The organism is Paenibacillus rigui, from assembly GCF_002234615.1.
Classification (GTDB): domain Bacteria; phylum Bacillota; class Bacilli; order Paenibacillales; family NBRC-103111; genus Paenibacillus_S; species Paenibacillus_S rigui.
This window is the reverse complement of sequence record NZ_NMQW01000033.1, coordinates 19094-45527: the sequence shown is the minus strand read 5'-3', so window position 1 is coordinate 45527 and position 26434 is coordinate 19094. Positions and strand designations below refer to the sequence as shown.

The window sequence follows — 26434 nt, the reverse complement described above, 5'->3', positions numbered from 1 at the left end:
CTTCCTTGTTCTTTATATTATTTGGGGTTCGATTGCTCGATGCCTTTGCGCAATGCATTCCAGGCCAACGTAGCACATTTGATTCGTGCAGGGAACTTATTCACTCCCGACAAAGCCTCGATATCCTCATATTCGAATTCGACCGGCTCACCCTTCATCAATCCCGAGAACTTCTCCGCCATATCCAATGCTTCATCCAATGTTTTGCCTTTGACGGCATCCGTCATCATCGAAGCGGAGGAAAGGCTGATCGAGCAGCCTTCTCCGGTAAATTTGGCGGCTTTTACTTTGCCATCCTCCACCTGCATTTGGAGCTGAATTTTATCTCCGCAGGTAGGGTTGTTCAAATCGATCGTTACCGCTTCCCCTTCGAAGGTACCGCGGTTGCGGGGGCTTTTATAATGATCCATAATGACTCTGCGATATAAATCATCCAATTGCATGACCGAAGTACTCCTTTGTTTTAAGTAGTGAGGCTACCAGGCGGTCAATATCTTCTTCCGTATTGTACAAGTAAAAGCTGGCACGCGCTGTCGATGAAACCTGAAGCCAACGCATCAGCGGCTGGCAGCAGTGGTGGCCCGCCCGAATGGCAATGCCATCGGCATCCAGTACGGTAGCCACGTCATGCGGGTGAACGTCTCCCAGATTGAAAGTAACCAGACCTGCGCGGTTGTTCAGCGGGCCGTAAATAGTCAAATCCTCAATCTGCTGCAAGCGTTCGATCGCATAGGTAGTCAGCTGCTTCTCGTGACGGTCGATGTTGTCCAAACCAATGCTTTCCAGGAAATCAATCGCTGCGCCCAAGCCAATAGCCCCGGCAATAATAGGCGTACCGCCTTCAAACTTCCAAGGGAGGTCTTTCCATGTAGATTCATATAAATCGACATGGTCAATCATTTCCCCTCCGAATTCGATCGGCTCCATATTTTGCAGCAGTTCCTTTTTGCCGTACAAGGCGCCAATGCCGGTAGGTGCGCACATTTTATGTCCTGATAGTGCATAAAAGTCACAATCCAGGTCTTGGACGTCCACCTTCAAATGCGGTGTGCTTTGAGCTCCGTCCACAACCATCTTGGCTCCGTACCGGTGAGCGATAGCAGCGATCTCTTTAACAGGATTCACAACTCCGAGTACATTCGATACATAGGTGACGGAAACAACCTTGGTGCGTTCCGTAATGGTCTGCTCCACATCCTCCAGTCGAATGGAACCATCCGGCTGGAGCGGAATATATTTCAAGACAGCACCGGTTGCTTTAGCCGCTTGCTGCCATGGAATGAGATTGCTGTGGTGTTCCATCGGTGTAATGACGATTTCGTCGCCTTCCCGGCATACCGCGCGGGCATAACCGGAGGCGACCATATTCAAAGCGGTGGTCGTTCCGCGTGTGAAAATAATTTCTTCCGTCGATTTCGCATGAATGAACTTGGCCACCTTCTCACGGGCACCTTCATAAGCGTCCGTTGCGCGGGAACCGAGCGTATGAACACCGCGGTGCACATTCGAGTTATCCCACTCGTAATAGTGCTTCACCGCTTCGATGACGGATACGGGCTTCTGCGAGGTTGCCGCAGAATCCAAATACACCAAGGGATGACCGTTGACTTCCTGATTCAGGATGGGAAACAGTTCGCGAATCTCCGACGTCTTCATTGTCCGAGTTTCCTTTCTACGAAGCCTTGCAGCTGCTTCTGTACCTTCTCCATCGGAATCTCCGATACGACTGGAGCAAGGAAGCCATAGATGACGAGGCGCTGGGCTTCTTCACGAGTAATACCGCGGGACATCAGGTAATGAATTTGCTCCGGGTTCACTTGTCCAACGCTTGCCGCGTGGCCTGCTTTTACATCATCTTCGTCGATCAGAAGGATCGGGTTCGCGTCGCCGCGGGCTTTAGGACTCAGCATCAGCACTTTTTCCGTTTGCTGGCCGTTCGTTCCGGTAGCCCCCTTCTCAATCTTCGTGACGCCGTTGATGATGGCCGTAGCCGCATCGCGCATTACCGCGCGCGTAATCATATCACTGCTGGAGCTTTTGCCAAAATGAACCGCACGAGTCGTAACATTCAGCTTTTGCTCTCCCGTGCCTACGCAAATGATCTTGGCGTCGGAGTTCGAGCCGTTGCCTTTGAGCAAGGATGTCGTATCCGACATCACATTGCCGTAGTTCATTTCGCCGATAACCCAGTTGATCGTCGCATCGTTGTCCACAACGGCACGACGGTAGGAAAGATCCGTGACGGATTCATTCAGGTTATGAACTGACGCAAAGTTAACCGTAGCACCGGCCTTCACCACAACCTCTACAACTCCGTTTTGAATCAGTTGATTCAGGTCGCCCTCGGATACGAAGTTGTCAACATAGGTCACAGAGGAGTGCTGTTCAGCAACGATAAGTACGTGAGGAGAGAACGTAGCTTCTGCATCATCCGTCAAGAACAAAGCTTGGATAGGCAATTCAACGCGCACGTTCTTCGGTACATATACGAATACGCCGCCGCTCCATAACGCCGTGTGCAGTGCAGTCAGTTGATTCTCGTCTTTGCCGACAACGCTGGTGAAATAAGTTTGAACCAGCTCGGAGTGACTGGACAGAGCCTCTTCCAGACTGGTGAAAATAACGCCCTGCTTGGCCAGCTCTTCAGAGATACTGTGATAAACGATGCCCGAGTTTTTTTGGACCAGCACGTTCACCGGCTGCCCTTCCTCTGTTTGAAGAAGCGCCTTCGCGCTTTCCGGCAATGCATCCAGGCTCGCAATTTTGCCTTCTGATTTATAGCTTCCGTAAGAACTCAGGTTCCAACGGTCAATTCTTGTTTTCTCCAACTTCGGCAATTCCAACGATCCGGCCAACTCCAGCGCCTCGGCGCGAAGATTAGTCATCCATTCAGGCTCTTGTCTCGACTTGGACAGCTCCACGATGGCTTGGCGATCGATGGGAAGAATGGTTTGTGTACTCATGAAATCTTCCTCCTATTATCGGTAATCGCGGTTATTAGTATTTCGGAGCTGTCGTATTCATCGGAACCTTGAACTCTCCCTCATCTTGACCAACCGTCTCATCAACAATGCCAAGCTCTTCCTTGATCCAGTCGTAGCCTTCGTTCTCCAGGCGCTCAGCAAGCTCAGGACCGCCGGATTTCACGATACGTCCCTGCATCATCACGTGTACGAAATCAGGCTTGATGTAGTTCAGCAAACGTTGATAGTGAGTGATAATCAAGAAGCCGCGATCCTCGGAACGCATAGCGTTAACCCCTGTAGCAACGATACGCAGAGCATCGATATCCAAACCGGAGTCGATTTCATCCAAAATAACAATGCTAGGATCCAGCAGCATCATTTGCAAAATTTCATTACGCTTCTTCTCACCGCCGGAGAAGCCTTCGTTCAAATAACGGTGCATGAACTCAGGGTTCATCTCAAGCTCTTTCATCTTGCCTTCCATTTGGCGGATGAATTTGATCAAAGAAATTTCATTGCCTTCGCCGCGGCGTGCATTGATCGCACTGCGAAGGAAGTCGGCGTTCGTTACACCGGTAATTTCACTTGGATATTGCATAGCCAGGAATAGACCGGCTCTTGCTCTTTCGTCTACTGCCATTTCCAGCACGTCTTCACCGTTCAAGGAGATGGAGCCTTCCGTCACTTCGTATTTCGGGTGACCCATAATCGTGGAAGCCAACGTACTTTTCCCTGTACCGTTCGGTCCCATGATCGCGTGAACTTCCCCGCCCTTAATCTTGATGTTCAAGCCTTTCAAAATCTCTTTGCCTTCGACAGTAGCTTTAAGACCGTCTATGATAAACTCCGGTGCATTCGCCATGGTTATTTTCCTCCAATTTAAATGACTCTTAGATATTGTTATTCTTACTTAATAATCATTCTAAACTGATTATCATTGAGAATCAATGATAATATATTATATCTTAACGACTCAAATCAATAAAGCCCTATTCGGCCATTTTCTATACTTTTATATATAATAAGTATTTACCCTGGCGAACCTAGCTTAAACCTAGCCTTTCGTGGACTTGCTCTATTTGCCGTTGAAAGCTCTCGTCATCCAAGACCGGCTTGCGTCCCGCAGCCTCAAGAACGTCCGTGTCCAATTGAATCCAAGACTTGCATCCAATATATGAAGATAAAATGGGAAGCTTCACCGGTTCATCCAGCTCGTACACTCTGAGCAGCATCAGATGCAGAGGCTTCGTCCGCTTCCACTTCAATCTTTCCTCTGCAAACGTATCGGTCCAAATATGTAAATCCCCCAGCTTGTCCAACTGCTCCTTGTCCTCGATGAGAATATCCTCCGCAAGCTCGGCATAGCAATGCAGCGTGACTTCCGTATCTTCGATGCTCCAGCCTTCGAGCGTCCGATCGAGCTGATGCTGAAACTCCGGCTTGATCCACTGCTTCTTCTGATGCTCATAGGTCGGAAACAAGTAAAAGCTCTCGCTCTCGACTTGAAAATCCCTGGTTTCTTCCCGGATCCCGCCCTTGCGCATCATGAGAATTTGCTGCCCGCTCCGTAACGCTTCCACTGCGACAGCCCATTCCTTTAGTGCAACAGGTTGATTGGCCATTTCCCCATCTTCCTTTCCTTGAACATGCGTCCATCATACCAACAATCCATTATAATTTTTTTGGCAGCATAAATGCAACTGTTGGCAGGCATAAAAGCAGCTGAAAAACCAGAACCTTAATAGGGTACGAATCATCATTATCCGAGGAGGACTCATCGATGCGTGAAGGACTTATTCCTACGGTTCTAGGTACCGCGGTTACCGCTTCCGGCGTGGCTATGCGCGGCAAATTCCCTATGGCCGCCGCCGTTGTTACAGGCTTTGGGCTTGCCCATATGGTATTGGGGGCTATCGACCTGGTGGAGCACCGCAGCCGCAAGCCCTTTTAACGGCAGCTTCATCACAAAAAGAGGGAAGGCGTTGCGCCCTCCCTCTCTACCTACATAATTGACTTTTATTTTCCGCTTACATATAAATTAGCTGCCTGAATCCGCTCATATTGCTGTTGGTTCGCTTTCATAGGATTGGAGCTTACGACCGTCTGGTTTTCTTCCGATTGGACACCGAGCGTTAAAATAATTCCAAACGCCGCGGCGGCAAACAATAATTTGAGCCCAAGGTTCATGTCCAGAAAACCTCCTATAAGGTATCGCTTCTAGATCTAAGTTTACCTGCGGAGCATCACCGGGATATTATCGGAGGATGAAGTTTTTGTAAATCCGGAATGCATTTCTTTGGGCTGAAGCCCTGTTCTGCAAGCCCTCTTTGCCCGCCGCTCACAATTTGCTATACTATGGAATGATAGTTTATCGGAAAAGGGAGGATATCATTCTTATGTCTAGTTATCATGCTTTGAGCGAAGCCGAAGCAGTCGAATATGCGCGGGGTATTCCCAATCTGTTCACACCGGGCAGTGAGCTGACAAGCCGTGAAATCGGGGACGGCAATTTAAATCTAGTATTTCATATTACGGAGCCGTCCACAGGCAAAAGCGTTATTTTAAAGCAGGCGCTCCCCTATGCCAAGGTTGTCGGTGAATCCTGGCCTTTGACATTGGACCGTGCCCGCATCGAAAGCGAAGCGCTGATGATCCAGGAATCTCTCTGCCCTGACCTGGTTCCTCACGTGTTCGTATATGATAAAGAGCTTGCTCTTACAGGGATGGAAGACTTGAGTGACCATATCATTATGCGCCGCGGCTTAATGGAAGGAAACAGATACCCTCTGTTCGCAGGCCACATCGGCCGCTTCCTCGCCCATACGATGTTCTTCACTTCGGACCTCGGCATGAACCAGCAGGAAAAGAAGCTGCGCGTGAAGCAGTTCATTAATCCTGAGCTGTGCAAAATAACCGAAGAGCTGATCTTCGACGATCCTTACCGCGATGCGGACACGAATGATATTCCTCCCGCTATCCGCGATGCGGTGGAAGCGTTATGGAACGATAATGAGCTGAAGCTGGAAGTCGCGATTTTGCGCACCGGATTTTTGACAAAAGCGCAAGCGCTGCTGCATGGCGATTTGCACACCGGCAGTATTTTCATCAAACCGGATTCCACCAAGGTCATCGATCCTGAATTCGCTTATTACGGCCCGATCGGCTTCGATATCGGTGCGGTTTTTGCGAACCTGCTGTTGAATTTCGCCGCTCAGGAAGGCTGGAGCAAGGATGCGGCGTCCCGCGAGGACTACCGTTCCTATCTTCTCGGCACCATCCGTGAGGTATGGGAAACGTTCGAGCGTGAATTCCGTTCTTTGTGGAATGAGCACGGCACCGACCGGATGTTCCAAACGCCGGGCTACCAGGATTGGTATATGCAGCAGGTTCTGCGTGATACCTTCGGCTATACCGGAAGCAAAACGGTTCGCCGCGTCCACGGCCTGGCTCAAGTGGCTGACATCAACAAGCTGGAGGATGCCGCAGCAAAGGAACGGGCTCAACGGATCGCTTTGCAGATCGGCACCGGCTTGATCAAATACCACCGTCAGGCGAATTCCATCGACGAGCTGCTGGACATTGCGGTCAAAGCGGTTCGCTAAACGACTCCCACCGGCGGATTATATAAGATTTACACAAACCAAGCCTACCAGACCAAGGTAGCAGGAAGCCGGCCCGCATGCGGGCTTCTTTCTTAAACAAAGGAGAGCATACCTCATGAGTACAATCGAAAATCAAACGGAAGCCGCCGATTGGCTGCAATCCGTACGTTGGAATTCGGCCGATAACCGGCTGGACCTGCTGGATCAGCGGCTGCTGCCGGACGAAATTATTTATCTGCCCCTCGTCACCTCGGAGCAGGTGTGGGACGCAATCAAGCAGTTGGCCGTACGCGGAGCGCCGGCAATCGGCATCTCGGCGGCGTTCGGCGTGTACCTCGGCGTGCGAGACGCGAGCGGCGGCCGGGAGCAGCTGCTTGAGGAAACGGTCAAGCAGTGCGATTATTTGGCGACGTCCCGCCCGACGGCGGTGAATTTGTTCTGGGCGCTGGACCGGATGAAGCAGCGCGCCCAAGAGCTCGCTTCCGAGGGCGGTGAGCCGGAAGCGATGAAGCAGGTGCTGCTGGATGAAGCGAAGCTCATCCAGAGCGAAGATGAAGAGACGTGCCGCCTCATTGGCGAGCATGGGCTATCCTTGTTCGAGGACGGCATGGGCGTCCTCACGCACTGCAACGCCGGCGGCCTCGCCACGGCACGCTACGGCACGGCGCTGGCGCCCATGTACCTGGCGCTGGAGCGCGGCATGCACCTGAAGGTGTATGCCGACGAGACGCGTCCGGTGCTGCAGGGCGCCCGGCTGACGGCGTTCGAGCTGCAGCAGGCCGGCGTCGACGTGACGCTGATTTGCGACAATATGGCCGGCGCGGTCATGAGCAAAGGCTGGGTGCAGGCGGTCATCGTCGGTACCGACCGCGTGGCGGCCAACGGCGATGTGGCGAACAAAATCGGCACCTATAGCGTGGCCGTATTGGCGAAAGCCCACGGCATTCCGTTCTACGTGGCGTGCCCTATTTCTACGATCGATATGAATACACCGACAGGCGGGGACATTCCGATCGAGGAGCGTCACGAGGATGAAATTACCCAAGGCTTCGGCAAACGAACCGCGCCTCAGGGCATCAAGGTATACAACCCGGCCTTCGACGTGACGCCGAATGAATATGTGACAGCAATCATTACGGAGAAGGGGATTATTCAAGCTCCTTTCGAAGAGAATTTGAAGAAGCTGTTCGCTCAAGCTTAAATTCCCCTTGTGCTTGGATTAACAAATCGACCGCAGCTCTTAACCTGAGCATGCGGTCGATTTTCTTTTTCCCATAGAGCTTACAGCCCGGCTTCCCCCGCGCCTAACCGATGCATCTCGGCGCTGCCTTTCACCCGGCCCGTCACATTGCGAGTATCGAAAATGACCTTCGCATGATCCGCCATCATCTGCAGCGGCATTTGGCGATGATCCGTATGCAGAACGATGCAGTCGGCCGTGGCCAGCACCTCCTCTGTCAATGCTGTGCTCTGCAGCATCGTCCCTCCATCCAGCCTTAGCTCAGGCACGTAAGGATCGTGATAGCTCACTGCCGCCCCTTCCTCCAGCAGCCGCTCGATCAGCTCGATGGCCGTTGATTCCCTGACATCATTCGTATCTTTTTTGTAGGTGATTCCATAGACCAGAATGGATGCCCCACGAAGAGGTCTTTTTTCAGATAAAATCCGTTTCATAGCGCGGACCACATACGCCGGCATTTCCAGATTAATCCGGTGCGCCAATCCGATCATCCGGCTTTCCATCCCTTCCTCCTGCGCCTTCCACTGCAAATATAACGGATCGACAGGGATACAGTGTCCCCCAATACCAGGCCCGGGATAAAAGGGACTGAAGCCGAACGGCTTCGTGCTCGCCGCAGCGATGACTTCCCAGACGTCGATCTGCAGGCGGTCGCATATTTGGGCGAATTCATTAATGAAAGAAATGTTAATGAGGCGGTAGCTGTTCTCCAAAATTTTGGCGGCTTCGGCCGCATCGGTTGATGAGGTGGGAACCACTTTTTCAAATACCTGGCTGTACAGCCGCTCCACCCGGTCCCGGCACTCCGGCGTAACGCCGCTGATGACTTTCGGAATTTGCTCGACGGTGAACTGCTGATTCCCGGGATCGATCCGCTCCGGCGAGTAGCCGAGGAATAAATCTTGCCCTACGGTAAAGCCGTATTTTTCAAGCATGGGCTGCATGACCTCTCTCGTTGTGCCCGGGTACGTGGAGCTCTCGAGAATAATCGTTTGACCTTTTTGCAGATGAGGCCCCATCATGCTGCATGTCTCAAGCAAATAGCTCAAATCCGGCGTATGCTGGCGGGTCAACGGTGTAGGGACACATATAATGATAGAGTCTGCTGCTTCGATCTCGGAGAAATCCTCTGATGCTACGAATCTATGGGACCTTACGACGGCCTCAACCTCCTCATCCCGCACATGCGGCAAAGGGCTCTTTCCTTTGTTCAACAGCTGGTTTTTCCCTGCATTGACATCTATCCCTTTGATAACAAAGCCTTTATGGACGAAAGCGATCGCCAGCGGAAGCCCGACATAACCCAAACCCACCACGGCGACGGAACGAGAACGGCGTTGATTCTGGTTTCCTATCCTACTACTCATCCCTATCCCTGCCTTTACAAGATGATTTACTTGATTAATATATTAGAGATTCCGATAAAGAGGCACGTCGCATGTCCTATCTTTCTAAGAACTTTTGCTTATTCCTATATTTGTCACGATGGGATAGATGCCGTTCCTGCTTGTTTGCACCTGTCATAATGTGATAGTAGTACTTCAGTCTGGAAAGGAATGATGAAGATGCCGAAGCAGGGCGTCTCGATAGTGGCTTGTACAAACCGCCCGCACTTCTTCAAACGATTATTAAAAAATTATCATAGGCAAAATTGGAAGAAAAAAGAGTTGATTGTTGTCCTCAATCGGGACGATATGAAATTAGAAACCTACCGCGAAAAAACGGAAGAAGATGAAAGCATCTCGGTCTATCAAGTACCTGAGCATAAAAATTTGGGCTCCTGCCTGAACTACGGGATCCGCAAGGCCAAATACAAAACGATCGCCAAGTTTGATGACGACGATTATTATGCGTCCAGCTACATTCGGGGCATGGTCCGCGCAATGAAGAAATCCGGCGCCTCCATTGTCGGCAAAAGGACATTTTACATGTATTTGGAAAGCCGCAAGCTGCTGCTGCTTATGAATCCGAAGCGTCAAAACCGGATGGCTCGCCATGTGGCGGGTGGGACGTTATTTTTCAAAAAAAGGGTCGCCAAAAAGGTCCCTTTCTCCAAGCGACTGAAATCGGGGACTGACGTTCGTTTTTTAAGACAAAGCCGGGAGAAAGGATTCAATATTTACTCTGGAGACAAGTACAACTATGTGGCGATCCGTAGAAAGAGTAAAAAAAATCATACATGGAAAATTAAAGACAGCAGGCTGCTCAAGAGCAATGCCAAAATTGTCGCAAAAACGGAGCATTTCAAAAAAAGAGTGAAAAAGAAATATTCCAAAAAGAAAGCAGATTAAGCTAAATCACCTAAAAACGGTTCTATTTCGCGAGTGGGCGAGCATAGACCGTTTTTTTGCGTTCAAATGGCCAATTATGTTGGATAAACGGGCAGCATCGGCACCATTCCCCTTTTTTTCGCTCGTATTCATGGTCTCTTAAGTTTAATTTCACACTTAATTCACAAACCGTTGCTAAAGTTAAACCACAGCAAGAAGAAGTTGAAATGTCGGAAAGGAGAAGCACGAATGGTATTGCAACGCAGCAAAAAATGGATAGCTGTTGTTATTGGGCTGGCTGTAGTGGGCGGCGGTTCCTACTATTACTACTCTCAACAAGCGAAGAAGCCCGCAGCCACCGCTCAGGAGAATGTTTCGACGATCAAAAAAGGAGCTATCACTTCCTCGGTATCTGGAACTTCTCAATTCGAAGCACGGGATATTCAAAATATTATCGCCCCGGTAGACGGTACCATCAAGACGATGAATTTAACGAGAAATCAAGAGGTGAAAAAAGGGGACGTGCTGTTCGAAATCTCCGATTTGAGCCTCGAGGCTAACCTGCAGGATGCCCAGGTGACTTTAACACAGCAGGAAAAAGACTTGTCCGATTTACGGGACCAGCAAAATAACCTGAATGTATATGCCCCAATCAGCGGTACGCTGACGCTCGCCTCCAACCTGGACACCGGTTCCAGTATCAGCAAAAATGGCCGCATCGGCACCATCTCCGATCTCACCTCGATGACCACGAAGCTGCCGTTCTTATTAGAGGATGCAGTGCAGCTGAAAAAAGGCGATGCGATGGATGTCACCGTAGATGGCTTCAATCTCACCAAAACCGCCACTGTTGTCTCGGTCAGTCAGCAGCCCAAAGGGGATGCAAGCGGCTCGAAGCTGCTCGACGTCGAGATTAACGTGAAGAACGACGGCACCTTGAACGCAGGCATGAAGGTAAAGGGCAGCGTCTCCCTCGGAGGCAGAACCGCCCAATCCACCGATAAAGGCGTGCTTGATTTTAACAAGATCGAAACCGTGTTGTCCGCAGCAAGCGGCACGATCCGCGACGTGAATATCAAAACAGGCAATTACATCAACAAAGGCGAGCTGCTGGTATCCATTACTAACGATACGCTGCAAAACGATATTTTGAACAAGCAGGCGGCGATCGAAAAGCAGAAAATCACGATCAACGATTATCAGGATAAGCTGAAGCAGTTGACGGTTACGGCGCCATTCGACGGCGTGTTCTCCACGGACTTTGCCAATAAGAAAACGAACGTCTTGGCCAGCTATCCGGCCGGATCCAAAATCGAAGCCCAGACTCAGCTCGGGGCGGTCGCCAGTCTTGATTATATGCAGCTGCCTGTTCAGGTTGACGAGCTTGACTTAACGAACGTGAAGGTTGGCATGAAAGCGACGGTGAAGGTCGATTCCATCTCGAACAAAGTATACCAGGGTGAAGTCAACCAGGTATCGACCGTAGGTACGACGACCAACGGCGTCACCTTCTTTGATGTCGGTATTTCCGTGAAAAATGACGGCCAGCTGCGCAACGGAATGACAGCCACAGCCGAAATCATCATTCAGGACAAGAAGGATATCGTGCTTCTCCCTCTCGAAGCGCTTCAGCAGCAGCAGGGCAAGCGCTATGTCACGCTGGTGAAGGAAGACGGAACGAAGGAAGAGAAGCATGAGATTAAAATAGGGATTCGCAATAAAACGTACATTGAAGTCACCGAGGGGCTGAAGGAGGGCGACAAAGTCCTGATCGCAGCCAAGAGGAAGGAAACCACATCCCAGACAGATATCGATAGAATACGCCAGCAATTCCAGCAGGGCGGCGCAGGCGGAGCCGGGGGCTTCCCATCAGGCGGTGTACCGGGCGGTGCAGGCGGCAACGCTGGCGGCGGTGGCGGCAGAAATTAAGGTCATCGCGGAAAGGAGGATATGGCGCATATGAATGCCATTATCGATTTAAAGGACATAACGAAGGTGTACACTCGGGGCACCGAGCAGCTGCGCATTTTAAATAACATATCGCTCACCGTGACGACGGGAGATTTCGTTGCCATCGTCGGGCCAAGCGGCTCGGGTAAATCCACGCTGATGAATACGATAGGCTTGCTCGACATCCCTACTTCCGGCTCTTATTTGCTGGACGGCGTAGCGACCGAGCATATGAGCGACAATCAATTAGCCGAGTTTCGCAATAAGAAAATCGGGTTTATTTTTCAGCAATTTAATTTGCTGCCCCGGCTGAATGCCATTGAAAATGTGGAGCTGCCTATGATTTATGCCGGAATCAGCAAAAAGGTACGCAGAGAAAAGGCACAGGAAATGCTGGAGCTGCTCGGTATGGGCACCCGGGGACACCACAAGCCAAGCGAGCTTTCCGGAGGACAGCAGCAGCGTGTAGCCATTGCAAGAGCATTGTCTATCTCCCCTTCGCTCCTGCTCGCGGATGAGCCGACCGGTGCGCTCGACTCGAAGACAGGCAATGAAGTGCTGGAGCTTATGATCAAGCTTAATGATCAAGGAAACACGATCGTATTGATTACTCACGACAATCATATTGCCGAGAATGCACGCAGGGTCATCTCCATCCGCGACGGCGAAATTTTCAAGGATGAACGGCTGCGCCCTCTGCCTTCCGAGCCTGTTCCGGCATCAGCTCCTGTCGAGGTGATGTCATGAAGCTGTTCGAGCTTATTTACATGGCGATGCGGACGGTCGTCAACAATCCGATGCGTACGCTGCTTACCATGCTGGGGGTCATCATCGGAGTCAGCTCCGTAGTGACCCTGGTGGCTATCGGGCAAGGGACGTCAGCATCCATCGAGAAGCAGTATGAGGCGCTCGGCACCAATCTGATCGTCGTCAATCTTATGGGCAATGGCCGTGCAACCCAGCTTGTCTATAATGATTTGATGGAGCTGGAGAAGCTTCCGGAAATTCAATCGATTGCCCCAACCATTGTGAAGAGCAGCTCCAACATCAAGTACGACCGGACGCAGGAGAAATATACGGTCGTGGGTACGAACGAAAATTACTTGACGCTGATGAAGGGGGAAATCGGCTCAGGACGGTTTATCTCCTCGGCTGACCTGGAGTTCCGCAATCAGATCGTCGTCCTCGGGACGAACGTTGCCAAGAAATACTTCGGTACGCTCGATCCGATCGGGGAAGATGTGAACATAGACGGTGTTGTGTTTACTGTGGTCGGTGTCCTCAAGGAAAAAGGCTCCAATATCAGCGGAGGCGTCTCTCTGGATGATACAGCCTTCGTCCCGCTGGTTACAGCCCAAAGAGCCTTTAAGCTGGGCAACATCCGCACAACATATCTGGAAGCCCCTACGAAGGATCAGCTAACGGACGCTCAAAATACGATTACGCAATACTTGACGTATAAATTCAAAAGCACGACCGGCTACCAGGTGCAGAATCAGGATGAGCTGATGAAAGCCAGAGTCGCCGCTTCCAGCTCCTTGAACAACCAGCTGATCAGCGTTGCCTGCATCTCCCTTCTGGTCGGCGGCATCGGAATTATGAACATCATGCTCGTTACGGTCAGTGAGAGAACTAGAGAAATCGGCATACGGAAGTCGATCGGTGCGAAACGCCGTAATATTCTGATGCAGTTCCTCATCGAGGCGACAGTGATCAGCGGGCTCGGCGGCATCATCGGATTGCTTCTCGGAAGCGGCTTAGCCTTGGCGTGGCCTCTATTTAATCCGAAGCAGGCAACGGTGCTGTCCTTCGACGTCGGACTGTATTCCTTCTTGTTCTCTGTCGGGGTCGGCATGATCTTCGGCTTGTATCCGGCCAACAAAGCCTCCAAGCTTCGGCCGATTGATGCTCTTCGTACCGACTAAACTAGCGCATGAGATTACGAAAATTGTGGGAGGAGATTATGTTGAAATTCAACCAAAGCAAGCAGACGTTCCGGGCCAAAAAGACAACCTGGCTTTGTGCGCTTGCCGTATGTACAACCTTATTAGCTAATGCCCCTCTGGCTTCCGCCGGGAAACCCGGGGTGTTCATCGCAAACGATACTTATTTCACGTTGGAGAATGCATCTTACCTCTCCGGTGCGGATTCTTCCGCGCTGCAATTCTCCTTGAAAATGCATAACGGCAGCAGCGGCTCTATCGATTTTAACGGCTACGGCGTTCAAATTATCGATGAGCAGGGGAACAGCTTCCCGGCGAAGCTGACCAGCCAACAAAATGCGCGGGTCAATCCGGGTCAGGAGCAGCAATTTAGCTTCGTGTCCCAAATGGCGGCTCATATGAACCCGCAAAATTTGAAGGTTCATTTGTTCTCCTGGGACTCCAGCGCCCCGACCTTCATGCGGGGCATCGGTGATTTGGAAGTCTCTTCCGCCGTCTCGAACGGCGGGTTGAATCCAGCCCAAGCGATGCTGATCAGCATGCGGGATATCGATTCTTCCTACTCACCGGAAGCGTTGGCTGCCATGCGGATTGGGAACAGCTACAAAGTGACGGAGAACGGTACGCAGTACTTATATACGGATCTGTATGTGCGCAATGCAGGCTCCTCCAACTTTCAGCTTCCTTCCGGTCTGCAATTTCGCTTGAAAGGCTCCGATTTGCTGACCTACAGCAGCTCCATCATGAATGCCGCCCAAGAAACACTGCTGCCCAATAAGCTGAAAAAAATTAAAATTCGTACGACCGTTCCTGCATCCTTGGATGCGGAATCGACAAGCTTGGAAGCCTTCTATACGGAGTCTTCCATAGATCATGTGCTGGGCAGCGTCCCCTTGGCCGGCATGGCGAATGCGGCAGCAATCGGAACGGAGCAGCCTTATGCTTTGTACGGCACGGACAACGGGCTGAAGCTGAAGGTAGAGCAGGCCACTGCCGTCAAACAAACGGAGGGCATGATGCTGCAAACGACCGTAATTCTCCGCAATGACGGCTCGGAGGTCGTCGCTCTGCCTACTCTCACGGCGTCCTATCAATTAGGCTCCGAAAGCCTGGCTGCAGCGGTTCAGGATAAATCGACGGACAGTGCCTTCCTGACACCGAATCAATCGGTAACTTACCATTATGCGGTGTCCATTCCTGACGGGGTCGACCCGGGAACAGTCAAGCTCGCATTGTACGAGGCGGTTACCCCTTCCGGAAGCTCCTCCAGTACGAGCAACACATCCAGCTCCACGACAACCGGAAGCACCTCCAGCTCCAGCACGTCGGGATCGAGTTCAACAGGCAGCTCCAGCACAACGTCTGGAACGAGCAGTTCTACCACCAGCTCCAGCTCCAGTTCAACCAAGAGCGGAACGACGGTCAGCTCGAGCAGCCTGCCGGTGCTGCTGATTGACTTGAAGGGAACACAGCAAGCAGGCAGCTCCGCAGTTCAGGCAAGACCTTACCAGCTTGGAGATAAGCTGATCCTCTCACCTAACGGCTTGATCGATAAAAATCTCGATCTCTCGCTGGTTGAGCTGCATATGCATGAGAACGAGGATTTCGGTTACAAAACGGCTATCGCCAAATACAAAATTACGAACACCGGGTCCAGTACGCTGACCATTCCGGATATAGGCACCGAGCTGGTGAATGATAGCGGCATGTCCTTTACAGGCGTGAAGCAATCCAGTACGGTCACAACGATTATGCCGAATACGAGCTATGTTGTCAGCTACTCTTACCAAGTGCCGACGGATACGAAAAATTGGCAAAACCTGGCGCTGAATATTATTGATCCGAAAACCGCAGCACCGAACAAGCTGTCCATCGGAACGTTCCAAGTGGCGGTACAAAACGAAGCTATCGACAATATCATCAGCTTCTATCCGTTCCAGGTTACTTTCAATTCCTATGCGATTCAAAGCATGTACAGCTCAGGCTACATCTACCAGTTAAGCCTCGATTTGACCATTGAGCATAAAGATACGGTCATTATCGATCAAAACTTCTCGAAGATGGAATTCGAGCTGGTGGACGGGCTTGGACGGACAATCGGCTCCAAATCGTTGACCTTTACAGGCACAGATAAGCTGATCACAGGCAATCAGAAGATTACGTTCAGCGACATCAAGACCGAGCAGTTTGACAACAACCTGGTCATCAACGTTTATGAAACGATTGAAACCCCATACGGCACGGCCAAACGGCTTGTTAAGCAATTAAAAGAATAGGCTCCGGTTAACAAAAACACCTTCCTTCGAAAGCGCTGCGCTTCTATAAACCAAGAAGAGCATGCATCGAAGGAAGGTGTTTTTTATGATGTGGGGAATTGCTGGTTAACCCGGCTGACTGATGGCCTTCATCTCAACAAGGAAGGTTTTGATTTCGTAGGGTTTCAGCAGCACGCTCAGCTTTTCTCCCGGCACGGGTTCTCCTATCGGCCTCTCCATCAAATCGCACTCCTGCCAGCTGTTTACCGCATAATCACTGCTCAGCTCCAGCTGCCCCCGTTTACCGGCATACTCATGAAAGCGAAGTACCAGGCGATGATCATCTTCCGCCTTCTTCACGGCGTCGATATGCGCATGCCCTCCGGAGCTACTGAACAGCGAGTGCCCGGATGCAGCCGATTGGCCTGGCCGGCTCAACAGGGGAGCATTCAAATCCCACGCCTCCTGCACCGTGTTTCCGTCAAGCCAATCCCCTTGATGCGGCAGCAAGGAATAAGTGAAGACATGACTGCCTTGATCCGCTTGAGGGTCCGGTACCATGGCCGATTTGATCAATGTCAGACGCATCGTATGATCTTTAATATCGTACCCGTACTTGCAGTCGTTCAACAGGCTGACGCCGTAGCCCCGTTCCGATAAATCCGCCCACTGGTGTCCCGCCACCTCGAATCGTGCATAGTCCCAGCTTGTATTCCAATGCGTCGGCCGCTTCACATTGCCGAATTGAATATCGTACGTAGCCTCCGTCGAACGAATTTGTACAGGAAAGGCGGCTTTCAGAAGCTTGCGCTGCTCATGCCATTCGACCTCTGTCACAAAATCAATTCGACGGCTATGGGCATAGACGATCAGGTCCTGCTGTACGGTGGAATTGGAATAAGTCCAAGTAAAGCGCACAACCGTCCGCAGAGGCCCCGTTTCCGTCATTTGTACGGAAGTCAGCCCGCGCAGCTCTTCCATTTTTTCCTGATAAAAAATGTCGATATCCCAAGCCTCGTGACGGCCCTTCGGCTTATCTTCAAAGACCTGAAGCACATTGCCCTTTTCGCCCTCTGCCAGCACCTCCCGCCGTGCCACTATATCCCAGATTGATACCAACTGTCCGCTGTCATTCCACCGAAGCTTGTAATATGGGGTCACTAAGCCGTTGCCTTCCTCCAGAAGCCGGAAGGGCTTCTCGCGAACGACCAAAGCCTCATGTTGAGCAATCTCATAATGAAGCGCGATGCAGCCCATAGAAGGCAGCTGCTTCACGCACACCCACCATCCTCCTTCGCCCCGCTGCGCTTGCAGCAGGTCACCGGCTTGGCTCCGCCATACCAGCCCTTCATTCCCGGATTGATGGCAGGTTGCATCCGCCACAAACACAACGCCGCTGCGTTCCCAGCCTGCGCTGTTCCATACGGTTACCGTCCCTCCTGCTAAGGACTCTGCAGCTTGCTCCGCTGCCCGGTCAAGCTCCATCGAAGGAACGTTCCCTCCAACGGCCCTGGGCTGCTCACCCAAGAGGAAAGCACGGTGTAGCAGCTGCTCGGCTTCCGCATATTCCAGGCGTGAATCCGCGTATACCTCCTGAATCGAGGAGCCGGGAATAATATCATGGAACTGGTTGCGCAAAATAATGCGCCATGCGGTGGCAAGCTCATGGGTTGCATAAGCGGACCAGTCCCCCTGCTGCAGGCTGCCCATGACACCCATCCATTCGGCCTCACGAGCGGCCAGCTCCAGCTTGCGGTTCATCCGCTTATTGTAGGCTTGGCTTGTATAAGTCCCGCGATGGAGCTCCAAATACAGCTCGCCATCCCATGTATGTACATAGGCATCCGTGCTCTTCACAGTCCTCTGCAGTTCATTGAAATAATCATCCGCGCGCCCGGTCGTTACATGCGGTACGCCGGGCAGCTCATCTAACCTTCTGCGCAGCTCGAGCATGTCACGGTTCACTCCGCCGCCGCCGTCGCCATAGCCGTAAGAAAGCAGCAGCTCCCGGTTTACGGACTTATCGCGATAGGCTTCCCATATGCCGCTTACGGATTTCGCCGTCACCTCGCCGTTATACGTGTACAGCCAACCGCCCGAGGAATCCGGCGTAGTAATAAAATGCGTCAGCAGCTCCGTGCCGTCGATCCCTCTCCACATGAAAGTATCGTGCGGCATCCGGTTGTACTGATTCCAGCTGATTTTGGTTGTCATAAACGTCTCGATACCCGATTTGCGCAGGATTTGCGGCAGTGCCCAGCTGTAACCGAAAACATCGGGCAGCCACAAATAGGTGCACTCCACCCCGAACTCCTCCCGCAAGAAACGCGTTCCGTACAACAGCTGGCGTACAAGCGACTCGCCGGAGGTCAAGTTACAGTCCGCTTCAAGCCACATCCCGCCGCCTGCCTCCCAGCGTCCCTCCCGCACCCGTTCCCGAATTTGCGCATAAATGTCGGGATAATCTGTTTTGATATATTCATACAGCTGGGGCATCGTCTGCAGGAAGGTATAATCGGGGAACGACTCCATTAAACGCAGCACAGTGGAAAAGGATCTTGCGGCTTTCTCACGCGTATGCTTGAGCCTCCAGAGCCAGGCAACGTCAATATGCGTGTGCCCGATACAGCGGACGGTCACCGGGTGATGCTTCGGCATTTGCCCGATGCTCTCACGCAGTTTGGCTGCCGCGGCGGATACCGAAGCATAGAAAGCATCCGATCTGGGGCGTGCCCAGTCGATGAGCAAGAATGCCCGGTCTACCGCCGACAACAGCATCTGTCGTTCCGCAGCATGCTCGTGAAGCACTGCGACAACATCCAGGCATGCGTAGGCGGAATAGTACAAGTCGTCCGCGTCAGCATCCAGCCAACAAAGCTCGGCGCGCTTCAGCTTGTGCTCCTGCAGGGCTAACGGAGAATAACCTCCGAGCCCTGACCATAAACGAAAGCTAAGCTGAAGCGCGGCACCGACTGCATCCGGCCGCAGAAATACTTCCTCATGATTCGTATCCACACCTTGATAGGGCTCGCCGTTAATGTACAGAAGCGATTCGAAGCCGGAATTGTTGCCTCCGCCGGTGCTCCCGAAATCAAACCGGCCCAGCACCCTTTTACCTTCCCAGCCTCGGGGCACCTCCACCTCGGTCTGCAGCCACAAATACCGGTCTTTGCCCTGCCAACGATCCCCGATCCGCATCGTTTGTGCTGCCTCCGGATGATGCGGCGGACGAGCTCCGATGCTGCCCTCGGCATCCTCCAAGCTGCGGAAATCAGCAATAGGACGGGCTTCCCTGTATCTAAGCTCCGCAAGCTCCTGCAATCGGGCGGATAGTTTTTCCTGGATAAATAACATGAATAAATCCTCCTTGTAGTTCAGATTAATAACACGTGTTATATTGACTTAAAAAAAAGGGGCTCCCCCCTTTCCCCCCCATTCAGCCTTTAACTGCTGACTGTTGCCACGCTTTGCCTTACGGCGAGGATGGCGGGAAGCCACTGTGTGCTTTTGTCCTCATAAGGACGTCTTCCTTCAATATACTCCACCAATCGTTCGGCAGCCGCACTCCCCATTTCCCGGTACGGCACCTCCATGCTAGTGATCGAAGGATACAAATATTCATGAATCCGTTTCGTATTATCGGCAGCCATGACATGTAGTTGTTCACCCACCGGTACGCCCATCATCTGAGCGGCACGGGAAACATAGACTGCACCTCGCGACCAGTTAGTGAGCACAGCCGTTGGCAGTCCCCACTCTTGAATGCATCGCTTCCAGTGCTCCGCACCTTCCTCCCAGGAGAGATCGGCGGAAGCGGCGGCGATACGGGGTTGAAGTCCATGCTCCTTCATCCAGAGCTCATATGCCTCTCTCCGCTGCTGATCCCCCCAACCCAGAGTATGGGCTCCGTGATGCATCTCGACATACACGGGCGGCAAGCCCACATTGCCCCATAGGAAATCCAGCGCTCTGCGAATGCTCTCTTGATAGTCCATCAGCACGGAGGGAACCTCCTCATGGTGCGGGTAACCCTCGACGGACACATAAGGAAGCCTATGCTTCACAAGCTGCCTAATCCAGGCTTCATTAGCCTGATGAGGCCGATCCAGCGCAACAATGCCATCAATCCGGCGTTGCAAATACAAATCCAATAGCCCGTCGATCGTATGCTGCGGCTCCTTGCTTGAAGGATAGAGCAGTACATGGTAGCCATGTGCGGCGCAAGCACCCTGCATCCCTTCGAGCACCTGGAGGAACATCGGATTCGATACATTCCCATAGGCCGCTATACAATGGCTGCGGCCCGTTTTCATCCCTCTCGCTTGGGCATCCACCTGATAATTCAGCTCCTGAATGGCCTTCAATACAGCCTCCCGCTTCTCTTCACTGACACCGATCCCCGGGGTTCCGTTCAGCACAGCGGATACGACGCTGCGGGATACGCCTGCTAGCTTCGCCACATCAAAGCTGGTTACTCTTTTCGTCATGGCTTCCATACACCTCTCAGCCAATAATAACACGTGTTATAAGGAATTGGCAATTCCCTTTTGCCGCTTGAACGCGCAAAAAAGAAGCAGTCTGCGAAAGGCTGCTTCTTTCTATGCCAAGACCCGCTTACGCATGCATCAGCTGATTGAATTGCTGCGTTACGATATAGTAGCGGAGTATATTCAAATCCTTTTGGCTGATGGAGTGAAGCTCGGCCCCATAGCGAATGGTCTTCTCCAATATGTGGGCATAACGGACGATCAGCTTCGGATAAATACATTCATCATCACAAATAATCATGCTGTTGTACACATGGTGCATTTTAATCGAAAAATCGTTAATTTCAAAGCCGATCCCCAGCTGACTGACATCCGTAATCCGAACGGCTGTCGTCTTGAAATCATCATTGATCGTTGCAAATGTGTTCAGCTTAAAGCTCTTCACTGCAGACTGCTCATCGCCGAACAGTTCCTCATACACTTTTTTGGGCCGCGCTTGTATATGAAATACCTCCGCATTCGCCGGAGCCATAATCACCTTCGATTGGGAAACATGTAACACTCTCATCGTTAGTCTTCGTTTGAAATCGAAGCAGATCGCAGTATCTCCTGCGGCAAAACCGTCAGTCTCGTGGAGCGTAATTTCCATAAACTCCTCGTGGTCGTAGCCTACCTGGCCTTCATAAACCTTTCCTTTGTGCAGTACTTGGATGTCTTTCATAACGTCCACCTCCTAGACAAGCTTCCTTCTTGCTATGTCTCTACTATAAGAGATAAGCGTTTAAAAAGTTTAAGGCAAATATTAGTAGATTATTAGATTTCATGACTGAATTTGTCGAATTGTAGAAAATGCTGTAAATCAGTTCATGCTTTATTCATATTTTTTTGATACAATAGCACCAAATTTGTGTTTTGAGGTGGAGCATGACCCGGACCTTATATTTTCGCATTGTGCTTACGTTTATCGGTATTGTCATTTTAAGCTGTATCGTATCCTTCTTTGTGTCAGGTCAATTATTCAAAAGGGAAGCAACCGCCCAGATGCTGGACGACATGCTGCAATCCGGGCAAACGATGATTCAGCTGCTTAAGGAACCCGACCTCAAAAAACCGGAGCTCTATTTGATCCGCATGGCGAACCAAAGCAATTATGCCGTAACGATCTACAACACCAACGGCGAAGTCAGAAAATACGATACCCTCCCCCGTGATAACATTCGGCCGATACCGAATCAAACCATTCAAGAGGTGCTATCCGGGGAAATTTATTATTCTGCGAACCAATTGATGCCGGTGGCTCCGGATCAGGCTTACGTTGGTCTTCCTTACGAGCAGGATGGCAAGAAATACGCTTTATTCATTCAACCGAATTTCGAAGTGCGAAACAAGCAATTATACTTGCTCCCCATTACCGTGATATCCATTATTATAGGCATAGGAAGCATCATGACGTTCCTGCTTTCGCGTTTCATCGTCAATCCGATTACGAAGCTGGCAGAGGCCACTCTCGAGATGTCCACGGGCAATTTCAACGTCCAGGTGCCCATTCGCAGAAGCGATGAATTAGGGCTTCTTGCCCAAAGCTTCAACCATATGGCTGGGGAGCTGCGGCAGCTTGAGCAAATGCGGCAGGACTTCATCTCGAACGTTTCTCATGAGATTCAATCTCCTCTCACGTCCATCCGTGGCTTCTCCGAAGCTTTGAAGGAACCGGCGATGAACCACAAGGAACGGCTTCACTATTTGGAGATCATTGAAACGGAAAGCGAACGGCTGTCTCGCATGGTGGACAACTTGCTTCGGCTGACAAGCCTGGAATCCGGTCAGCAGCCTAATCCGGCGGAGCTGTTTGATTTGGATGAGGAGCTCCGCAAGGTCGTCATTGTCAACCACCTGCTCCTGATGCAGAAGGAGATTGAATACGACTTATTTCTCCCCAAAACCAAAATCATCGGCAACAAGGACCAGCTGTTTCAAATCTGGACCAATCTCATACATAACAGCATCAAATACACGCCAAAGGGCGGCTACATGTACATCAAAATCAAAAAGGACGGCAATTACGTACGCATCCGCTTCACCGATACCGGTGTCGGAATTCCCCCAGAGGATCAGGCTCATATTTTCGAGCGTTTTTATAAAGTGGATAAATCGCGCGACCGTTCTGTCGGGGGAAATGGCCTGGGTCTCGCTATCGTCAAGAAAATCGTCGAAATCCATCAAGGTAAAATTGAGCTCGAAAGCGAGGTTGGAAAAGGAACGACGGTTACTATTTTATTACCCTCTTCCAACGCCTCATAACATCGTCTAACAACAACAAGCTCCCTCTCATGATGTGAGAAGGAGCTTGTTGTTGTTTACATGAATCACGCAGCTATTTTACAGTTACCTGCAGTGAGGTTGTTTTGCCGGCAAATTTGACCGAAATGGTCGTTCTGCCTTTACCGTAGGTTGTAATAACCCCGTCTTTTACATCCGCTACCTTCGTATTCGAGCTCTTCCAGACGCCGTTGACCGAAACATCTCCGTCCGTTGCATCCTTATACGTCGCAATAGCTTTCACTTGCTTGCTCTCTCCAGCAGCCAACACGAGATTTCTATCGCTTAGCTTCAAATATTTCAGTTCATCCACAGTAACCGGGATGGAGATGGTTTTGCCGCCGTATTTAGCCGTCAGCTTGGATTTCCCTGATCCTACTGCCGTTGCTTTGCCCGCATCGACATCGACAATATTAAAGTTCGCCGTCGTCCATTCCGCATCCGCCGTTACATCCTTCTCCGAATTGTCGGAGAAAACAGCCGTGACAACCAACGTATCCTGTCCCCCTGTTTTCAGGGAAAGCGTCTTTTTATTGACAACAAGCTTCTTGGCGATATCGACTTCAACCGGAATTGTAATCGTTTTGCTGCCATACTTCGCCGTAATCGTTGCTTTACCGCTGCCGTTAGCGGTAACCAGACCGTCGACAACATCGGCTACCTTGTCGGAGCTGGAGGACCATTCGGCCTTCAGCGTCACATCATCGACACCGCGCTCCGAATCCGTTGCGCTTAATTGAAGCTGCGCATCCGTCCCTGTCTCCATAATAAGCTGCTTTTGGTTCAAGGTAAGCCGGCTCGCTTGCTCCACCTCGACATTGATGGTCTCCGTTTGACCGCCGTATTTAACGGTAATGACCGCTTTACCGCTGCCTGTCGCTTTTATCAAGCCCTCGGTTACCTTCGCGATTTTATCCGAGGTAGTCGTCCATTCCGCTTCGCTGGTAACATCTTTATGCGTTCCGTCTTTAAAGTTGGATTCAACCGTCACCTGCTTGGTTTTGCCTTCGTCCAGCAGCACTTTAGTTTCACTTACTGTGAGCGTGGACACCACGCCTACCGTCACTTTGAGGGATACGGTACGGTCACCGAAGCTTGCGGTAATCGTTGTCTCGCCTTTCTCAATCGCATGAACATTCCCTTTGCTAACATCGGCAATGGTCGCAAGTTTGCTCGTCCAGACGGCTTTATCCGTTACATCAACCTTGGTGCCGTCAGCAAATGTGCTCTCTACCTTTAACTGCTTATAGTCGCCAGGCTGGAGGTTCAGCTTTGTTTCGCTTAACGTAAGCGCAGACGCCTGGTCCACACTAACCGCAACCTTCACGGTTTTCCCGCCAAGCACAGCCGAGATGTTAGCATTCCCCGCTGCATAAGCGGTGACTTTGCCCTTCAGTACCATGGCTACTTCTTCATTATCAGAGGACCAAACCGCTTTATCCGTCACGTCGGCCGTTTGTCCGTCCGCATAGGTAGCCGTCACCTTCAACTGCTCTTGTCCTGTAGTCCGCATAGATAAGGACGATTTATCGGCCGTCAATTTCCTTGGAGTCGCCACATCGACATTGATTGTCGTCGTTTTGCCGCCGTATTTGGCCGTAATGACAGCTTGTCCAAGCTTCACGCCTGTAATCTGACCCTTTGCATCGACTTGAGCGATATCCTCGTGATCCGAAGACCATTCCGCCTTGTCCGTTACATCCTCAGCCGTCGTGCTGTTCGAGAACGTCGAGGTCAGATGAACTTGCTTCACTTCGTTCTCCTGCACGTATACGTCCGTAAGATCCGGCTTCAACTGCTGTGGAATCTCCACACTGACCGTCGCCGTTACCGTTTTGTCGCCATATTTGGCCGTCACGGTCGTTTGACCGCTGTTGATCGCCGTCACTTTGCCTTTGCTGACATAGGCTATCGATGTGTCACCTGCGGACCATTCCGCCTGATCCGTTACATTGGTTTTGGTTCCATCGGATAAGGTCGCCGATGCCGTCAGGTCAGCGGATTGACCGGTGCGAAGCGATACATTGGTTTTGTCCAAAGTCAGCCCTCTAGCCACATCGACGTCGACAACAAGCTTCGCCGTGTTCGAACCGAAGCTGGCTGTAACCGTCGCTTCTCCCGTTGTAAATGCGCTGATTTTGCCTTTGGACACGATCGCAACATTTTCCTTGTCGGAAGACCATTGGGCACGCTCCGTGACATCTTCGGTCGTACCGTCGGCATACGTTGCCGTTAATTTCACCTGAGCGGAATTACCGGATTTCAGTTGAACACTGGTCGTATCCAGCTCCAGCTTGCGCGCAACATCCACGTCAACCGTAACCGATGTTGTCTTGCCACCGTAATAGCCTGTCACCGTTGCCCTGCCGCTTGTGTAAGCGGTGACCGTTCCTTTATTCACCCCGGCAATCTCTTCGTTATCGGACTCCCAGTCCGCCTTCTCGGAAACGTCCTCGGAAGTTCCGTCCGCGTAGGAGGCTTTGAGCGTCACTTTTTTGTTCTCATTGACTTTCATATATAATTCCGTTGGGCTTGCTTCAAGACGCTTCGGAATATCCACATCGACGATAAACGATACGGATTTGGTTCCGTAGCGGGCCGTGATCGTGGCTTCCCCAGTGCCATACGCGGTGATGAGTCCTTTGAACGCATCCGCCACATCTTCCTTATTGGAGGACCACTCCGCTTTATCGGAAATATCCTCGTAATCCCCGTTCTCGAACAGAGCCATCAGCTTCATTTGCTGCTTGCCTCCGACCTTCATTGCCAGGTCCGTCTGCTCGCTTTCCAATCGGCGAACAGCGTCCACACTGACCGGTACCGTTACCACTTGGCTTCCGTATTTGGCCGTAATGGTCGCCGTGCCCGTTGCAATCCCCGTAACTTGTCCCATAGTAACCGTCGCTACGGAATCATCGCTTGTAGACCATTCGGCTTTGCTGGTCACGTTCGCCGTGGTGCTGTCCGAATAAGTAGCCATTAGCGTAATCAGCTCTTCCGCACCTACACGAAGGGACACATTCGTTTTATTTTTGGTCAAGCTCGTTGCCTTCTTCTGTACCGTCACGTTTACAATAACCGTTTTTCCCGAGTAGGAAGCGGTGATGACCGTACTGCCTTCCTTCTTCGCCGTAATGGCACCTGCATACACCGATGCGATGGAGGTATCACCGGAGTTCCAATCCGTTTTTACAGTCACTGCAGACGTGCTTCCGCTTTCATATACCGCTGTCGCTGTGAGCGAATACGTGTCTCCGACTTCCAGGGAAACCTCATTTTTCGACAGAACCAGCTTGGAAATCACATCCTCTGCGAAAACAGTCCCCATGCCTGCCAAAGGAAGACACAGCACCAGCATCCATAGCATTACAACCCTGTAAAGCCTGCTTGACCGCTTCAAAA

General features: G+C 51.3%; 20 protein-coding genes. 9 read left to right on the top strand and 11 right to left on the bottom strand.

The genetic code is table 11. The features are described from left to right. Positions 1–17: 17 nt before the first annotated feature. From sufU to CF651_RS20830, 5 genes are all read right to left on the bottom strand, one after another. Positions 18–443 (bottom strand): Fe-S cluster assembly sulfur transfer protein SufU, encoded by a 426-nt coding sequence (gene sufU / locus CF651_RS20850; protein ID WP_094016809.1) that lies wholly within the window; start codon positions 441–443, stop codon positions 18–20. Then, positions 430–1656 carry a cysteine desulfurase gene (locus tag CF651_RS20845; protein ID WP_094016808.1) on the bottom strand — a complete coding sequence of 409 codons (1227 nt, stop codon included), beginning with the start codon at positions 1654–1656 and terminating at the stop codon, positions 430–432. The genes sufU and CF651_RS20845 overlap by 14 nt, the downstream gene beginning before the upstream one ends. Then, positions 1653–2963: a Fe-S cluster assembly protein SufD gene (gene sufD / locus CF651_RS20840; RefSeq protein WP_094016807.1), complete on the bottom strand. Its 1311-nt coding sequence runs from the start codon at positions 2961–2963 to the stop codon at positions 1653–1655. The genes CF651_RS20845 and sufD overlap by 4 nt, the downstream gene beginning before the upstream one ends. 34 nt (positions 2964–2997) lie before the next feature. Continuing rightward, positions 2998–3828, bottom strand: coding sequence for a Fe-S cluster assembly ATPase SufC (gene sufC / locus CF651_RS20835; RefSeq protein WP_094016806.1), 831 nt, complete (start codon positions 3826–3828; stop codon positions 2998–3000). Positions 3829–4009: 181 nt separating this feature from the next. Then, positions 4010–4588 carry a DUF1802 family protein gene (locus CF651_RS20830; RefSeq protein WP_094016805.1) on the bottom strand — a complete coding sequence of 193 codons (579 nt, stop codon included), beginning with the start codon at positions 4586–4588 and terminating at the stop codon, positions 4010–4012. Positions 4589–4746: 158 nt separating this feature from the next. Here CF651_RS20830 and CF651_RS20825 point away from each other — a divergent pair, with 158 nt between their 5' ends. Then, complete coding sequence (locus CF651_RS20825; RefSeq protein ID WP_094016804.1) at positions 4747–4917, top strand: asparagine synthase; 171 nt, start codon at positions 4747–4749, stop codon at positions 4915–4917. A gap of 65 nt (positions 4918–4982) precedes the next feature. Here CF651_RS20825 and CF651_RS32430 read toward each other — a convergent pair whose 3' ends face one another. After that, on the bottom strand, positions 4983–5153 hold the full coding sequence (locus tag CF651_RS32430) for a hypothetical protein (protein ID WP_179232914.1): 171 nt from the start codon (positions 5151–5153) through the stop codon (positions 4983–4985). 209 nt (positions 5154–5362) lie between these two features. Between CF651_RS32430 and mtnK the strand changes: the two genes are divergently transcribed. Continuing rightward, positions 5363–6568 (top strand): S-methyl-5-thioribose kinase, encoded by a 1206-nt coding sequence (mtnK, locus tag CF651_RS20820; protein ID WP_094016803.1) that lies wholly within the window; start codon positions 5363–5365, stop codon positions 6566–6568. A gap of 115 nt (positions 6569–6683) precedes the next feature. Then, on the top strand, positions 6684–7769 hold the full coding sequence (mtnA, locus tag CF651_RS20815) for an S-methyl-5-thioribose-1-phosphate isomerase (RefSeq protein ID WP_094016802.1): 1086 nt from the start codon (positions 6684–6686) through the stop codon (positions 7767–7769). Positions 7770–7849: 80 nt separating this feature from the next. Here mtnA and CF651_RS20810 read toward each other — a convergent pair whose 3' ends face one another. Next, the gene (locus CF651_RS20810; RefSeq protein WP_094016801.1) at positions 7850–9175 is read right to left on the bottom strand and encodes a nucleotide sugar dehydrogenase; all 1326 of its coding nucleotides are present in this window, start codon (positions 9173–9175) and stop codon (positions 7850–7852) included. Between the two features lie 198 nt (positions 9176–9373). On the opposite strand from CF651_RS20810, the gene CF651_RS20805 reads away from it, so the two are divergent. The 5 genes from CF651_RS20805 to CF651_RS20785 all read left to right on the top strand — a co-directional run bounded on the left by CF651_RS20805 (position 9374) and on the right by CF651_RS20785 (position 16247). Next, positions 9374–10099 carry a glycosyltransferase family 2 protein gene (locus CF651_RS20805; RefSeq protein ID WP_179232913.1) on the top strand — a complete coding sequence of 242 codons (726 nt, stop codon included), beginning with the start codon at positions 9374–9376 and terminating at the stop codon, positions 10097–10099. A 228-nt stretch (positions 10100–10327) separates the two neighbouring features. Then, the gene (locus CF651_RS20800; RefSeq protein ID WP_094016799.1) at positions 10328–12007 is read left to right on the top strand and encodes an efflux RND transporter periplasmic adaptor subunit; all 1680 of its coding nucleotides are present in this window, start codon (positions 10328–10330) and stop codon (positions 12005–12007) included. A gap of 30 nt (positions 12008–12037) precedes the next feature. Beyond that, a complete protein-coding gene (locus CF651_RS20795) occupies positions 12038–12775 on the top strand; it encodes an ABC transporter ATP-binding protein (RefSeq protein ID WP_094016798.1) in 738 nt (245 codons plus the stop codon). Beyond that, positions 12772–13953 carry an ABC transporter permease gene (locus tag CF651_RS20790; RefSeq protein ID WP_094016797.1) on the top strand — a complete coding sequence of 394 codons (1182 nt, stop codon included), beginning with the start codon at positions 12772–12774 and terminating at the stop codon, positions 13951–13953. Before CF651_RS20795 ends, CF651_RS20790 begins: the two co-directional genes overlap by 4 nt. Positions 13954–13991: 38 nt before the next feature. Then, positions 13992–16247, top strand: coding sequence for a hypothetical protein (locus tag CF651_RS20785; protein WP_094016796.1), 2256 nt, complete (start codon positions 13992–13994; stop codon positions 16245–16247). A gap of 105 nt (positions 16248–16352) precedes the next feature. On the opposite strand, the gene CF651_RS20780 is transcribed toward CF651_RS20785, so the two are convergent. The 3 genes from CF651_RS20780 to CF651_RS20770 all read right to left on the bottom strand — a co-directional run bounded on the left by CF651_RS20780 (position 16353) and on the right by CF651_RS20770 (position 21434). After that, the gene (locus CF651_RS20780) at positions 16353–19580 is read right to left on the bottom strand and encodes an alpha-mannosidase (protein WP_094016795.1); all 3228 of its coding nucleotides are present in this window, start codon (positions 19578–19580) and stop codon (positions 16353–16355) included. A gap of 89 nt (positions 19581–19669) precedes the next feature. After that, positions 19670–20713 (bottom strand): LacI family DNA-binding transcriptional regulator, encoded by a 1044-nt coding sequence (locus tag CF651_RS20775; protein ID WP_094016794.1) that lies wholly within the window; start codon positions 20711–20713, stop codon positions 19670–19672. A gap of 127 nt (positions 20714–20840) precedes the next feature. Further along, positions 20841–21434: a hypothetical protein gene (locus CF651_RS20770; protein WP_094016793.1), complete on the bottom strand. Its 594-nt coding sequence runs from the start codon at positions 21432–21434 to the stop codon at positions 20841–20843. Between the two features lie 203 nt (positions 21435–21637). Between CF651_RS20770 and CF651_RS20765 the strand changes: the two genes are divergently transcribed. Further along, entirely contained in the window at positions 21638–23014 is a 1377-nt protein-coding gene (locus CF651_RS20765) for a HAMP domain-containing sensor histidine kinase (protein WP_094016792.1), read from the top strand. Between the two features lie 73 nt (positions 23015–23087). Here the strand turns inward: CF651_RS20765 and CF651_RS20760 are convergent, their stop codons facing one another. Then, entirely contained in the window at positions 23088–26432 is a 3345-nt protein-coding gene (locus CF651_RS20760; protein ID WP_179232912.1) for an Ig-like domain-containing protein, read from the bottom strand. Positions 26433–26434: the final 2 nt, after the last annotated feature.